The following is a 13,425-nucleotide window of genomic DNA, read 5'->3' as shown; positions in this document are numbered from 1 at the left end:
TCAGGCCTCCCTGCGCGAGAACAGCTTGAGCTGGGCGATCGACAGGATGATCAGGATCGCGAAGAACACGTACGAGATCGCGGAGGCGTAGCCCAGCCGGTAGCCGGTGAACCCCGTGTCGTAGATGTACTCCAGGACCGGCCGCGTCGAGTTGTTCGGACCGCCCCGGGTGAGCAGGTAGATCTGGTCGAACACCTTGAGCGAGGCGAGGACCTGCAGGACCGCGATCAGGCCCGTGGTGCGCCGCAGTTGGGGCAGCGTGATCGACCACAGCCGGCGCCAGGAACCGGCCCCGTCGATCGCGGCGGCCTCGTAGAGGTGGTCGGGCACGGCCTGGAGCGCGGCGAGGTACAGCAGGAAGTTGAAGCCGACCGTCCACCACACGGTGACCAGGACGACCGCCCACATCGCCCACTTCTCGTCGATCAGCCAGCCGATGCCGTCCAGTCCCACGGCGTCGAGCATCGTGTTGAGCAGACCGAGGTCGGGCTGGAACAGCATGAGCCACACCTGCCAGACCACCGCGACCGGCAGCAGGTAGGGCGCGAAGAACGCGAGCCGCCACAGCCACTGGCCCGGCAGACCCGTGTGCACGAGCAGCGCCATGAGCAGGGCGAAGAGCACCAGCGGCACGGAGGACAGGACGGTGAAGACCGCGGTGTGGCCCAGACTCGACCACATCTGGGGGTCGGTCAGCGCCTCGCTGTAGTTGTCGAGGCCGGCGAAGGTCGAGCCGCCCTTGCCGGTCAGGCTCGCGTCGGTGAAGCTCATCCACACGCCGTACAGCAGCGGCACGACGAGGAACAGGACGAAGAAGACGAGGAAGGGGACGACGAAGAGGAGACCGGAACGGCCCTTGACCGAACGGCTCCTGGCCGTCCGGAGGGCGGAGGGGACTGAACTCATGACAGAGCGCCTTTCATGTCCCGGTCAGGCCGGATTGGGCTTGGACAGGAAGAAGTCGATCTCGGAGAGCATCTTCTTGACCGTGCTCTCCGCCGAGGCGCCGCTCACCCCTGAGGTGAGCGCGCCGCACATGCGGGCCTGGAAGTCGGACCCGGCCCCGGTGAACCACGCGGGCGGCTCCAGCGCCGGATGGTCGGCGGCCGGGGCGTACGAGGACTGCGGTTGCAGCTTCCCGTAGGCCTTCGACTCCACCACCGGCAGGTACGCCGGGATGTGACCCGCCTCGGCCCAGGTCAGGCTGTCCTTCAGGACCTCCGCGACCATCTGGTGGACCGAACGCCTGCGCGCCGTATCGACGTTGTCCTGGTGCGGGAGGACGAAGGAGTGGCTGTCGGCCTGGGTGGCGGGCTTGCCGAAGAGGGTCGGCATCGGCGCGGCACCCAGGTCGAATCCGGCGCTGCGGAAGGTGGGCGACTCCCACTCCCCGGAGAAGATGAACGGCGAGCGCTTGGTGGTGAACGCGGCGATCGCCGCCGGATAGTCCATCGTGCGGCAGTCCGGGTGGGTCAGCTTCTTGATGAAGTCGACGACCCGCACCATCTTGTCGTGGTCCACCTGCGGCTTGGAACCGGAGAGGTCGAACTCGCCGCCCGTCTGGCTGTACAGCCCCCAGAACATCCGCCAGGCCTGCGCCGTGTCGGCGAAGAGCCCGATGACGGGGCCGAGCTTCCCGGTGTCCTTGCGGAGCTTGTCCGAGGCCTCCAGGAAGGCCTCCGGCGAGTCCATCGGCAGCAGTTGACCGTCGCTGTCCAGCAGCCGCGCCTTGTCCATCACGTCGCGGTCGTAGAAGGTCACGAACGGGTGGGTGTCCAGCGGCAGTGCGTACTGCCCGCCCTCGTAGCGGCCCAGTTCCAGGACCTTCGGGTTGATGGACTCCTTGGGGACGCCGAACTCGGCGAGCAGGTCCAGGTCCCAGGGGTCGAGGAGACCACCGGGCGCGTACCCGGCCAGCCGGGACATGTGCATGATCGCCACATCGGGCGCGCGCCCGCCCGTGGAGGCCATCGCGAGCTTCGTGTAGTAGGCGGAGCCCCACTCCAGCACGGTGTCCTCGGGATGCAGCCCGGGCACCTGCCTGCGCACCTTCGCGAGCATGTCCTGCATCAGCGTGCCGTCGCCGCCGGAGAACAGGTGCCAGAACTGGACGTCCCCCTCGGAGGAGACGGCGCCCGCGACCGAACCGCACGCGCTCAGCGCGGGGGCCAGCGCGGCGGCGGAGGCCCCGAACAGCGCGCCGCGCAGCAGGGTGCGACGGCTGGGGGAGAAGTGACCGGCCATCACTGCCCGCCCTTCGCCTCGGCGCCGTCCGCCGCCACCTCGAACGCCGCGGGCCGCACCTGGGCCGCGCGCACCCGGGCCACGTCCAGCTTCTCGGAGCGGTCGAAGTGGTAGATGCCGTTCTGCTCCTGGAAGACGTCGGTGAGCTGCGTGTAGCAGTAGCCGAACATGTCCGGGTCGTCCAGCAGCACCCCGGTCAGCCCCGCGAAGCGCTCCTGGAAGTCCTCCTCGTCGCGCGGGCGCTGCCCGTAGCCCCAGGACACGTCCCGGTCCTCACCGGCGGCGGCCGCCTCCTCCGGGTTCCACCAGATGCCGCCGAACTCGCTGACGAAATAGGGCTGTCCGCGGTACGGCAGCGACCACTGCGGGTCCGCGTCCCGCTCCGGGTTGACGTACGGGTCGTCCTTGTCCAGGCCCGCGACCTGGGCGCGGAAGGCGGCCGGGTCCTGCTCGTACGAGTGCGCGTCGTACACGTCGGTCTCCGCGACCCGGTGCGCGTACCCTGAGGCGTCGACCACCGGACGCGAGGTGTCGGCGGCCTTCGTGGCCAGGAACATCGCGCGGGTCACGTCGTCCAGCACCGTGTGCCGGTCGTGCAGGAGCTGGTGCGTCTCGTTGAGCGGGCACCAGCCGACGATCGAGGGGTGCGAGTGGTCCCGCTCCAGCGCCTCCAGCCACTGCGCCACGTACCCGGCGGTGGGCTGCTGGTTGTCCCAGGAGGTGCCGCCGCCGGTGTGGCAGCCCCAGTCGCCGAACTCACCCCACACCAGGTAGCCGAGGCGGTCCGCGTGGTGCAGGAAGCGCTCCTCGAAGACCTTCTGGTGCAGCCGGGCCCCGTTGAAGCCCGCCGCCATGGACAGTTCGATGTCCCGCACCAGCGCCGCGTCGTCGGGCGCGGTCATCAGCCCGTCCGGGTACCAGCCCTGGTCGAGCACGAGCCGCTGGAAGACCGGACGGCCGTTGAGTAGCAGCCGCTTGCCGTCGATGGAGACCGAACGCAGCCCGGCCGTGCACACCGCGCGGTCCACGACCTCACCGTCGGCGTCCACGATCTCCAGCAGCACCCGGTACAGGTGCGGGTCCTCGGGCGACCACGGGCGGCTGCGGTCGGCGGGCACCGGCAGGACGAGTCGCGGCGCGAGGTCCAGGTCGGCGCGGACCGTCGCCTGCGTGACCGTGCCCTGGGCGTCGCTCAGCCGGGCCCGGACCCGGTGACCGGGGCGGTTGGCCGACAGCGGCAGCTCCAGGTGGAAGGTGCTGCCCGCGAGGTCCGGGGTGATCCGGGGCCGGCGCAGGTGCACCGCGCCCACCGGCTCCATCCACACCGTCTGCCAGATCCCCGTGGTCCGCGTGTAGTTGCACGCGCTGTTGGCGTACTCGGTGGCCTGCTTGCCGCGCGCCTGCGGCCCGCGGGCGGTGTCCCGGGCCCGGACCACGATCACCGCGTCCTCACCGGCGCCGACGACCGCGCCGAGATCCACGCTGAACGGGGTGAACCCGCCGCTGTGCCGGACCACTTCGGTGCCGTTGACCCACACCGTCGCATCGTGGTCGACCGCCCCGAAGTGCAGCACCGGCCGCCGCCCGGCCCACTCGGCGGGGACGGTGACGGTACGGCGGTACCAGACGGCGTGCAGGAAGTCGGTGTCCCCGATACCGGACAGCTCCGACTCGGGGCAGAAGGGCACGGTGATGCTGCCGGGCAGCGCCTGCTGGTGCAGTCCGCGCTCGAACCCGCTGTCACCCGGGTCCTTCGCGAACTCCCATGTCCCGTTCAGATTCAGCCAGTCGGTCCGGGCGAAGCCGGGCCGCGGGTACTCGGGGCGCGGGACGGTGGGGCCCGCGGACAGCGGAGCGGGGTGATCGTCGACGTTGACGGACATGCGACCTCCAGCGAATGTTCTCGGCGAGACCACATGTCAGCACTGGATTACATCGATGTAAAGACCCGGGGAACAGGGAAATGTTTACGCTCACTCCACGCGGCCGACGCGCGCACGGAGGGTGACGGTAATGTGCCGGGAGTGCCCGGTTCCCGAGGTGCGGCTGAATTCCGCAGTTCGCTCCCGGCTGTCCGGATCGGCCCTGCGCCGAGTATTGACGCGGACGCGACAGGCGCGTAGAAAGCTCGACTACATCGATGTAAATGAATCCATTCAAGCGTCGTGTGCCCCGGCGCGATCCCCCTCACGAGCCGTGCCCCAGAAGGGAGTTCCCGTGCGACCCCCACGCCGAACGGGACGACTGATCGCCACCGGAACCTCGGCCGGGCCGCTGGCCGCGACGGCCGTACTGCCGCTGGCGGCCCCGCGCCCGCGGCCCCCGCACCGCTCGCCGCGACGCTCACCGCCGACACCAAGCCCGCCGCGCTCAGCGAGGTCGGCCCGGTCCCCGACCCCGCCCTCATGCGCGCCTACCGCGCGGACTGGAGCTGGTTCCTGACCTGGGGCGGAGACTTCCTGACCGACGGGAAGACCAACCCGGTCGCCCTCCTGCGCACGGTGTACGAGGACCCGCACGTCATCACCCTCGACAGGCTCGGCGACTTCAAGCACCACGGCTGAACGGTTCCTGTGGCCGGGCTCGCCCCACGCACCCGGCACCACACTTCCCTCCGCACCGCACCACCTCCCCGCACCACCTCCCCCTCCCCCCCCACTCCTCCAGGAGGAACATCGTGCGCTCCAACCCCACCGCCCCGTCCGTCCGTTCCCGGGAGACGGCCCGCTCCCGCCCCGCACGCGGACGGCGTCTGGGCCTGCTGTGCGCCTCGGCCGCCGCCGCCCTCGGACTCCTGCTCTCCGTGCCCGGAGTGGCGAGCGCCGAGTCCAACGGCGGGCTGCGGATCATGCCGCTCGGCGACTCCATCACCGACGGGTTCACCGTGCCCGGCGGCTACCGCACCCCGCTGTGGCACCGCGCGGAGGCCGACGGCCGCGTGGACGACTTCGTGGGCTCGCAGTTCAACGGCCCCGCCGACCTGGGCGACCACGACCACGAAGGCCACTCCGGCTGGCGGATCGACGAGATCGACGCCCAGGTCACCGGCTGGGTCCAGTCGACCGCGCCGCGCACCGTACTGCTGCACATCGGCACCAACGACGTCGTCCAGGACCACGACATGGGAGCGGCCCCCGACCGGCTCTCCGCGCTCATCGACCACCTCACGACGGCCGCCCCCGACGCGGACGTGTTCGTGAGCGACATCATCCCGCTCGGCGACCCCGTCCTGGAGGAGCGCGCCCAGGCGTACAACGCGGCGGTCCCCGGGGTCGTACAGCAGTGGGCCGACCAGGGACGCCACGTCCACTTCGTCCCGATGCACGACGCGCTCGGCACCGACGACCTCGCCGACGGCATCCACCCCAACGCGACGGGCTACTCCGAGATGGCCGACCGCTGGTACGGGGCGCTCACCGCCGGACCCTGGATCTGACCGTCCGGCACCCGCCCGCACAGAGCCCCCGCAGTGAGCCGCAACCTCCCTGGAAGCCGTAAGCTCCCCCCACAGGAAGCCGCGTCATGCACCCGCAGCCACCGCCCCTGACCGCCGCCCCCCACCGCCCGCCGGGCGCCCGCACGCTCCGGCGCCGGCCCGCTCCGCGCCTGCCGGTCAGGGCCGTCCTCGCCGTCCTCGCCCTGCTGGCCGCCGCGCTGTGCGTCCCGGGCGGGGCGGCCGCCGCCGCACCCGCCGCCGCGGCGGGCACCTTCACCAACCCCGTCCGCGAAGGCGCCGCCGACCCCTACCTGACCTGGACGGACGGCCAGTACTACCTGACGTACACGCAGGGCGACCACGTCGGCATCGTCTCCTCGCCCACCCTCGCCGGACTCCACGAGGCCCCCGAGCACGAGGTGTTCCGGGACGCCACCCCGGACCGCTGCTGCAACTTCTGGGCGCCCGAACTCCACAAGTTCGGCGACCGCTGGTACCTGTACTACGGGGCCGACAACGGGGACATCGGACAGCACCGCATCCACGTCCTCGAAGGGGGAGCCGACCCGCTCGACCCGTACACCTACAAGGGCGAGCTGAACCCCGGGGACTACAACCCCGGCATCGACTCCACCGTCCTGGAAGTGAACGGCGCCGCCTACCTCATGTGGTCGGGCTGGGACCCGGACGGTCAGGACCTGTTCCTCGCGAAGATGGCGAGCCCCTGGGAACTCACCGGACCACGCAGCAAGATCTCCGTACCCACCCACGACTGGGAACTCACCGGAGGCGCCGTCAACGAGGGCCCCGCCGTGCTCCAGCACGACGGACGCACCTTCATCGCCTTCTCCGCCAGCCAGTGCCACACGCCCGACTACAAGCTGGGCCTGCTCACCCTCGTCGGCGCCGACCCCCTGGACCCGGCCGCCTGGTCCAAGTCGGAGCAGCCCGTGTTCACCCGCAACGACGCCGCCGGAGTGTTCGGCCCGGGCCACAACAGCTTCTTCACCTCGCCCGACGGCACCGAGACCTACAACGCCTACCACGCGACCGCCGACCCGGCCGGAAGCTGCGGCGGCGACCGCTCCCTGCGGGTGCAGAAGGTCGACTGGCGCGCCGACGGAACGCCCGACTTCGGGACCCCGGCCGCGCCGGGCACCCCGCTCCCGACGCCCGCGGGGGAGTGAGCCCAGCCCACTCGACCCGCGGGTCACCCGGTGTCCTTCCCGTGCGGCGGCACGTACGGGAAGGACACCGCCGGTGCACGCGGGGAACGGGCCCCACCGGCGGTGTCGCGTCGACGGCCATGTCGGAAACCTGCCAGCGCCAGCCGTGCCGATGACCGATGCTGGAGGCATGCCAGCCACCTCACGGGCCCCCGAACGGGCCCCGTCCGCCCCCTCGCGCACGGTCATGGGCGACCCGCCCCTGCACACCGACCGCGAGCGCTGCGTCCGGGCCGTCCAGTCCAAGGACGCGCGGTTCGACGGCTGGTTCTTCACCGCTGTCACCACCACCGGGATCTACTGCCGGCCCAGCTGCCCCGCGGTCCCGCCCCGGCCGGAGCACATGCGCTTCCTGCCGAGCGCGGCCGCCTGCCAGCAGGCCGGCTTCCGCGCCTGCAAACGCTGCCGCCCCGACACCAGCCCCGGCTCCCCGGAGTGGAACCACCGCGCCGACCTCGTCGCCCGCGCCATGCGCCTGGTCGCGGACGGCGTCGTCGACCGCGAGGGCGTACCGGGCCTCGCCCGGCGGCTGGGCTACAGCGACCGGCAGATCGAACGCCAGCTGCGCGCCGAACTCGGCGCGGGCCCCCTCGCCCTGGCCCGCGCCCAGCGCGCCCAGACCGCTCGCCTCCTCGTCGAGACGACCGCCCTGCCGATGGCCGACATCGCCTTCGCGGCCGGTTTCTCCTCGGTCCGCAGCTTCAACGACACCGTGCGGGAGGTCTTCGCGCTGACCCCGACCGCACTGCGCGACCGGGCCGCCCGCTCGGGACCGCCCACCGCAGGGGCCGGCACGGTCGCGCTGCGCCTTCCGCTGCGCACGCCGTTCACCCCCGACAACCTCTTCGGCCACCTCGTCGCGACGGCCGTACCCGGAGTCGAGGAATGGCGCGGCGGCGCCTACCGCAGGACCCTGCGCCTCCCGCACGGCCCCGGCATCGCCGCGCTCACGCCGCGCCCCGACCGCGTCGACTGCCGGCTGACCCTGCGCGACCTGCGCGACCTGCCGACCGCGATCAACCGCTGCCGCCGTGCTCTCGACCTCGACGCCGACCCGGAGGCCGTGGACGCCGCGCTGAGCGCCGACCCGCTGCTCGCCCCGCTCGTGCGCAAGGCACCGGGGCGCCGCGTCCCGCGCACCGCCGACGAGGCCGAGTTCGCCGTGCGCGCCGTCCTCGGACAGCAGGTCTCCACGGCCGCCGCCCGCACCCACGCCGCGCGCCTGGCCGGGGCGTACGGCGAGCCCGTCGAGGACCCCGAGGGCGGACTCACCCACGTCTTCCCGAGCCCCGAGGCGCTCACCGGAATCGACCCGGAGACCCTCGCCATGCCGCGCAGCCGCCGCGCGACCCTGCTCGGCCTCGTCGGCGCCCTCGCCGACGGCAGCCTCCCCCTGGGGCTCGACAGCGACTGGGTAAGCGCCCGCGCCCGGCTCGGCGAACTGCCCGGCTTCGGCCCCTGGACCATCGAGATCATCGCGATGCGCGCCCTCGGCGACCCCGACGCCTTCCTCGCCTCGGACCTCGGCGTACGGCGCGCCGCGAGCGCCCTCGGACTGCCCGTGACCCCCGCCGCCCTCACCCGCAGGGCGGCGGCCTGGCGCCCCTGGCGCGCCTACGCGGTCCAGTACCTGTGGGCCACCGACGACCATCCCATCAACCTCATGCCGCGCGAGGACACCCCGGACGGCGCGTCCGCCGACTGAGCGCCCGCCGCGTCCCCGCCCGCCGACCGAACAGGAGCCCCGCACCGTGCGCCGAGAACACACCGTCATCGACAGCCCCTACGATCCCCTGACCCTCGTCGCCACCGACGGGGTCCTCAGCGGGCTCCACATGACCGGCCAGCGCCACCGCCCCGCCGAGGAGACCTTCGGTGACCGCGTCAGCGCCGGGCGAAGCCCGTTCGCCGCGGTCCGCGAGCAGCTCGGCGCCTACTTCGCGGGCCGGCTCACCACCTTCGACCTGCCGCTGTCCCTCGCCGCGGGCACCGCCTTCCAGCGCACCGTCTGGGAGGCCCTCACCCGCATCCCGTACGGGCAGACCCGCGGCTACGGAGAGCTGGCCGCGGAGCTGGGCAACCCCGCCGCCTCCCGCGCCGTGGGCCTCGCCAACGGCAGGAACCCGATCGGCATCATCGTGCCGTGCCACCGCGTGGTCGGCGCGAGCGGCAGCCTCGTCGGCTACGGGGGAGGGCTGGCCCGCAAACGCGCCCTGCTCGATTTCGAACGCGGCGACGGCGACGCCCTGTTCGCCGTCGACCCCCGGTCCGGCACCATGACCGCATGACCTCCCCGCAACCCGCGCCTCCCGCTCCGTCCCGCGCCGACACGCTCGCCCGGGCCGTGCGCCTGCGCAACGCCGGACAGGCCGAGCAGGCCAGAACCCTCCTGCTCGGCCTCGGCGCGGCGCACCCCCGGGACGCCGGGATCGCCTACCAGACGGCCTGGACCCACGACGTCCTGGGCCTGGAGGCCGAAGCCGTCCCCTTCTACGAGCGTGCCCTCGCCGACCCGGACGCCCTCCCCGGCGAGGACCGGGCCGGGGCCCTGCTGGGCCTCGGCAGCACCTACCGCGTCCTGGGCCGCTTCGAGGACGCGGTCCGCGTCCTGCGCCAGGGCCTCGCGGAGTTCCCCGCAGACGGCGCTCTGCGCACCTTCCTCGCCATGGCCCTGTACCACACCGGCGGGCACCAGGAGGCGATGCGCCTGCTCCTGACCCTCCTCGCCGACACCAGCGAGGACCCGCGTGTACAGGAGTACCGGAAGGCGATCACGCACTACGCCCCGGACCTCGACGCCCTCGGCTGAGCGGCCCCGGCAGCGCGGGGCACGCCGGGACGCCCGTTGGCGGACCGGCCCCGCCAGCCGTCAGCCGTCCCGCCCGGCGCTACGGCGCGGCGCTCGGGCGACGCGCGGGCCGAGACGGACGCGGATGGTCAACGGATGTCCGGGCGTCGCTTCCACCGGCTACGAACCGGTGCCCCCGGGCAGGTCGCCGTCCGTGACCGCCGGCAGCCGGCCGTCCTCCAGCTCGACCGTCCCGCCGCCTCGCGACAGGACGTCCAGCGCGGCCAGCACCCGCGCGGCTGTCGGGCCGGGCAGCAGTTCGGGCAGCTCGCGGACCGGGACCATGCGCCAGGACAGCAGCTCCTCCTCCTGGAGCCGGACACGGCCGAGCTGCGCCGTGCTCAGCACGCCCCCGTCGTAGAGGTAGGCGACGATCGGCGGCCGCCCCGGGCCCCGCGCCCAGTCCACGGCGAGCAGCCGTCCCACCGGGAGATCCAGCCCGATCTCCTCCAGGGCCTCGCGGTGCGCCCCCTCCCTGGGGCTCTCCCCGCGCTCGGACTCGACGGTGCCGCCGGGCAGACCCCAGCCCTCCCGGTAGTTCGGCTCGACGAGCAGCACCCGGCCCTCGGCGTCCCGCAGGATCAGCGCGGCCCCCGCGAGCACCCGGGGCAGACCGGCGATGTACGTGGCGTAGTCAGTGGTCACAGATCCCGACCCTAGACGACACCCGCCCGCGCCCGGGTGCGTTTCCGTCCGTGCTTCCCCGGCCGACCTGCGGGGCGGCCCACCGGCTAGGGTCGCAGCGGCGCGACGGGCCCGGCCCGCGCGCGAGGCCCGACCAGCAAGGGGAAGACCAGGTGGCTGACGCTGTGCACCGCACGCCGACCGGAGCGGGAACGACCGAGGAGACGGGGAGCGGGGCAGGAGCGGTGCCCTCGGCTGGCCGCAAACCGCCCGCCCGCGTACTGATCGCCGCCGACAAGTTCAAGGGCTCGCTCACCGCCGTCGAGGTCGGCCGGCGCCTCATGGCGGGACTGCGCTCCGTGCACCCCGCACTCGACGTCGAGGCCCTCCCGGTCGCGGACGGCGGCGACGGCACCGTCGCCGCCGCCCTCGCCGCCGGTTTCGAACGCCGGGAGAGCGTGGTGAGCGGACCGCTCGGCACCCCCGTCACCGCCGCCTACGCGCTGCGCGGGGACACCGCCGTCGTCGAGATGGCCGAGACCTCCGGCCTCCAGCACCTGCCGCCCGGACGGTTCGCCCCGCTCACCGCCACCACCCGGGGCTGCGGCGAACTGCTCGGCGCCGCCCTGGACGCCGGAGCCCGCACCGTCGTCCTCGGCGTCGGCGGCAGCGCCACCACGGACGGCGGGGCCGGTCTGCTCACCGCGCTCGGCGCCCGCCTGCTCACCGCCGAAGGCGAGCCCGTGGAGCCGGGCGGCGGGGGACTGGCCGCCCTCGCGAGCGCCGACCTCTCCGGACTCGATCCCCGGCTCGCCACCACCGAGGTGATCCTCGCGAGCGACGTCGACAACCCGCTCACCGGGCCCACCGGGGCCGCCGCCGTCTACGGGCCGCAGAAGGGCGCGGGCCCCGAGGACGTCGCCGCCCTGGACGCCGCCCTGCGCCACTACGTCACCGTCCTGGACCAGGCGGGCGCGCCCGGCGCCGCCGCCCTCGCCGAAGCCCCCGGCGCGGGCGCCGCGGGCGGACTCGGCTACGGAGCCCTCGTCGGTCTCGGCGCCCGCTTCCGGCCCGGGATCGAGGTCATGATCGACGTCCTCGGCTTCGCCCCGGCCCTGGACCGCGCCGACCTCGTCATCACCGGAGAGGGCTCGCTCGACGCCCAGACCCTGCACGGGAAGGCGCCCGCCGGAGTCGCGGCCGCGGCCCGCGCCCGGGGCATCGAGGTGCTCGCCGTGTGCGGCCGGCTCGCGCTGACCACCGAGGCCCTGCAGGAGGCGGGCATCCGCCGCGCCTACGCCCTCACCGACCTGGAACCCGATGTGGAGCGCTGCATCGCCGAGGCGGGGCCGCTCCTGGAACGACTGGCCGCCCGCCTCGCCCAGGACCTGTGAGCCGCTTCACCGCCCCGTAACGGGTGAGGCCCCCGACCGCTGTCGCGGTCGGGGGCCTCACCCGTGTGTCTGCCCGGCGGGCGCTACGGCAGCTGCGCGGCGCGCGCCTCCCGGCGGTTGCCCCGGAAGGTGTTCACCCGGCGGAACGTCGCGAACAGCGGGATCACGGCGGCCAGCACGAGCTGCAGCGCGCAACCGGTCTGGAGCAGCAGCTGACCACCGGGGGCGTCGAAGGCCCACGCGGCCAGCAGGCCCATCGCGGCGACGATCCAGCTCAGCATCGCGACCGCCAGCGGACCACGCGGCTTCGGGTACTCGACCCGGCTCACCATCAGCCAGGCGGTGCCGATGATGGCCAGCACCGTCGCCACGAACGGCAGCTCCAGCAGTACGACCGAGACGACCGTCAGCGCCCCGAACGGGCTCGGCATCCCCTGGAACACGCCGTCGCGCAGCGTCACACAGGAGAATCTGGCCAGCCGCAGCACGACCGCGAGCAGCACCACGATCGCCCCCACCGCGGCGACCCGCTGATGCGCGTCGTCGGCCACCAGACCGTAGACGAGCACGAAGTAGGCGGGCGCCAGGCCGAAGCTGATGAGGTCCGAGAGGTTGTCCAGCTCGGCCCCCATCGGGGAGCTGCGCAGCTTGCGCGCGACCAGACCGTCGAACAGGTCGAAGACCGCCGCGCACAGCATGAGGATCACGGCGGTGGCCGCCGAGTGACGGGCCATGCCCGACTCGTCGCTGCCGGTGAGATGCGGGATCAGGATGCCGGTGGTGGTGAAGTACACCGCCATGAACCCGCACGTGGCGTTACCGAGCGTGAGGGTGTCCGCTATCGACAGCCGCATCGAGAGCGGCAGCTCCGCCGCCTCGTCGTCCTCGGCTGCCAGCGGCTCGGCCTCCGGCACCCAGCCGGCCTGTGTCTCGGGATCAATCACGGTCAATGCGAGTCACCCCCGCGACGGTCGGCTGACCGACCTCGACGTCGACCTCCACGCCTTCGGGGAGATAGAGGTCGACACGCGAGCCGAAGCGGATCAGGCCGATGCGCTCGCCCTGCTCCACCTTGGTACCGCTCGGGACGTAGGGCACGATGCGACGCGCGACGGCCCCGGCGATCTGGATCATCTCGATGTCGCCGAGTTCGGTGTCGAAGTGCCACACGACCCGCTCGTTGTTCTCGCTCTCCTTGTTGAACGCCGGGACGTATCCGCCGGGGATGTGCTCCACCGACGTCACCGTCCCCGCCAGCGGAGCGCGGTTCACGTGGACGTTGAGCGGGCTCATGAAGATCGCGACGCGGGTACGTCCGTCCTTCCACGGCATGATGCTCTGGACCACACCGTCGGCCGGGGAGATGACCCGGCCCTGAGTGATCTCACGCTCGGGATCGCGGAAGAACCACAGCATGCCCGCCGCGAGAGCGGTGGTGGGCACGGCCAGCGCCGCTGCGCGCCCGGAGCGGCGGGCGCGGACGAGGCTGACGGCTGCGGTGGCGACGGTCGGCAGGAGCCACGGCGATGCTCCGCGCGCCAGGCGGACCCGGCCGCGAGGCGCGGAGTTTTGGCTGTCGGGCATGGATGACCTTCGTAGCGGATGAATGCCGCGCGGGTAACGGGGGACGGCGGCTTTCCGGGGATGGTATCG

General features: G+C 73.0%; 13 protein-coding genes. 7 read left to right on the top strand and 6 right to left on the bottom strand.

All coding sequences use genetic code 11. The annotated features are described in order from the left end of the window. Genes AB0J21_RS02615 through AB0J21_RS02605 form a run of 3 tightly spaced genes read right to left on the bottom strand, consistent with a single transcriptional unit; the run spans position 1 to position 4,127 of the window. The gene (locus AB0J21_RS02615; RefSeq protein WP_363143917.1) at positions 1 to 906 is read right to left on the bottom strand and encodes a sugar ABC transporter permease; all 906 of its coding nucleotides are present in this window, start codon (positions 904 to 906) and stop codon (positions 1 to 3) included. Between the two features lie 24 nt (positions 907 to 930). After that, positions 931 to 2,244, bottom strand: coding sequence for an extracellular solute-binding protein (locus AB0J21_RS02610; RefSeq protein ID WP_363143916.1), 1,314 nt, complete (start codon positions 2,242 to 2,244; stop codon positions 931 to 933). Next, positions 2,244 to 4,127, bottom strand: a complete 1,884-nt coding sequence (locus AB0J21_RS02605; protein WP_363143915.1) for a sugar-binding domain-containing protein — start codon at positions 4,125 to 4,127, stop codon at positions 2,244 to 2,246. Before AB0J21_RS02605 ends, AB0J21_RS02610 begins: the two co-directional genes overlap by 1 nt. A 282-nt stretch (positions 4,128 to 4,409) precedes the next feature. On the opposite strand from AB0J21_RS02605, the gene AB0J21_RS02600 reads away from it, so the two are divergent. The 6 genes from AB0J21_RS02600 to AB0J21_RS02575 all read left to right on the top strand — a co-directional run bounded on the left by AB0J21_RS02600 (position 4,410) and on the right by AB0J21_RS02575 (position 9,715). Then, complete coding sequence (locus tag AB0J21_RS02600; protein WP_363143914.1) at positions 4,410 to 4,808, top strand: glycosyl hydrolase; 399 nt, start codon at positions 4,410 to 4,412, stop codon at positions 4,806 to 4,808. 113 nt (positions 4,809 to 4,921) lie between these two features. Continuing rightward, positions 4,922 to 5,680, top strand: a complete 759-nt coding sequence (locus AB0J21_RS02595) for an SGNH/GDSL hydrolase family protein (protein WP_363143913.1) — start codon at positions 4,922 to 4,924, stop codon at positions 5,678 to 5,680. Between the two features lie 86 nt (positions 5,681 to 5,766). Then, complete coding sequence (locus tag AB0J21_RS02590) at positions 5,767 to 6,867, top strand: glycoside hydrolase family 43 protein (protein WP_363143912.1); 1,101 nt, start codon at positions 5,767 to 5,769, stop codon at positions 6,865 to 6,867. 241 nt (positions 6,868 to 7,108) lie between these two features. After that, positions 7,109 to 8,611 (top strand): AlkA N-terminal domain-containing protein, encoded by a 1,503-nt coding sequence (locus AB0J21_RS02585; protein WP_363144088.1) that lies wholly within the window; start codon positions 7,109 to 7,111, stop codon positions 8,609 to 8,611. Positions 8,612 to 8,657: 46 nt separating this feature from the next. Then, positions 8,658 to 9,194 (top strand): methylated-DNA--[protein]-cysteine S-methyltransferase, encoded by a 537-nt coding sequence (locus AB0J21_RS02580; protein ID WP_363143911.1) that lies wholly within the window; start codon positions 8,658 to 8,660, stop codon positions 9,192 to 9,194. Next, positions 9,191 to 9,715 (top strand): tetratricopeptide repeat protein, encoded by a 525-nt coding sequence (locus AB0J21_RS02575; protein WP_363143910.1) that lies wholly within the window; start codon positions 9,191 to 9,193, stop codon positions 9,713 to 9,715. The genes AB0J21_RS02580 and AB0J21_RS02575 overlap by 4 nt, the downstream gene beginning before the upstream one ends. A gap of 159 nt (positions 9,716 to 9,874) precedes the next feature. On the opposite strand, the gene AB0J21_RS02570 is transcribed toward AB0J21_RS02575, so the two are convergent. After that, on the bottom strand, positions 9,875 to 10,399 hold the full coding sequence (locus tag AB0J21_RS02570; RefSeq protein WP_363143909.1) for an NUDIX hydrolase: 525 nt from the start codon (positions 10,397 to 10,399) through the stop codon (positions 9,875 to 9,877). A 224-nt stretch (positions 10,400 to 10,623) separates the two neighbouring features. Between AB0J21_RS02570 and AB0J21_RS02565 the strand changes: the two genes are divergently transcribed. Continuing rightward, positions 10,624 to 11,772 carry a glycerate kinase gene (locus AB0J21_RS02565; RefSeq protein ID WP_363144087.1) on the top strand — a complete coding sequence of 383 codons (1,149 nt, stop codon included), beginning with the start codon at positions 10,624 to 10,626 and terminating at the stop codon, positions 11,770 to 11,772. An 83-nt stretch (positions 11,773 to 11,855) separates the two neighbouring features. On the opposite strand, the gene pssA is transcribed toward AB0J21_RS02565, so the two are convergent. Together pssA and AB0J21_RS02555 are read right to left on the bottom strand one after the other, a co-directional pair. Continuing rightward, entirely contained in the window at positions 11,856 to 12,722 is an 867-nt protein-coding gene (gene pssA / locus AB0J21_RS02560) for a CDP-diacylglycerol--serine O-phosphatidyltransferase (RefSeq protein ID WP_363143908.1), read from the bottom strand. Beyond that, positions 12,709 to 13,356: a phosphatidylserine decarboxylase gene (locus tag AB0J21_RS02555; protein ID WP_363143907.1), complete on the bottom strand. Its 648-nt coding sequence runs from the start codon at positions 13,354 to 13,356 to the stop codon at positions 12,709 to 12,711. Before AB0J21_RS02555 ends, pssA begins: the two co-directional genes overlap by 14 nt. Positions 13,357 to 13,425 lie beyond the last annotated feature (69 nt).

This window comes from Streptomyces sp. NPDC049954 (assembly GCF_040656295.1).
In the GTDB taxonomy this organism is placed as follows: Bacteria; Actinomycetota; Actinomycetes; order Streptomycetales; family Streptomycetaceae; genus Streptomyces.
Note: the sequence above shows the minus strand (reverse complement) of the source record. Positions and strands in the feature narration are given on the sequence as shown.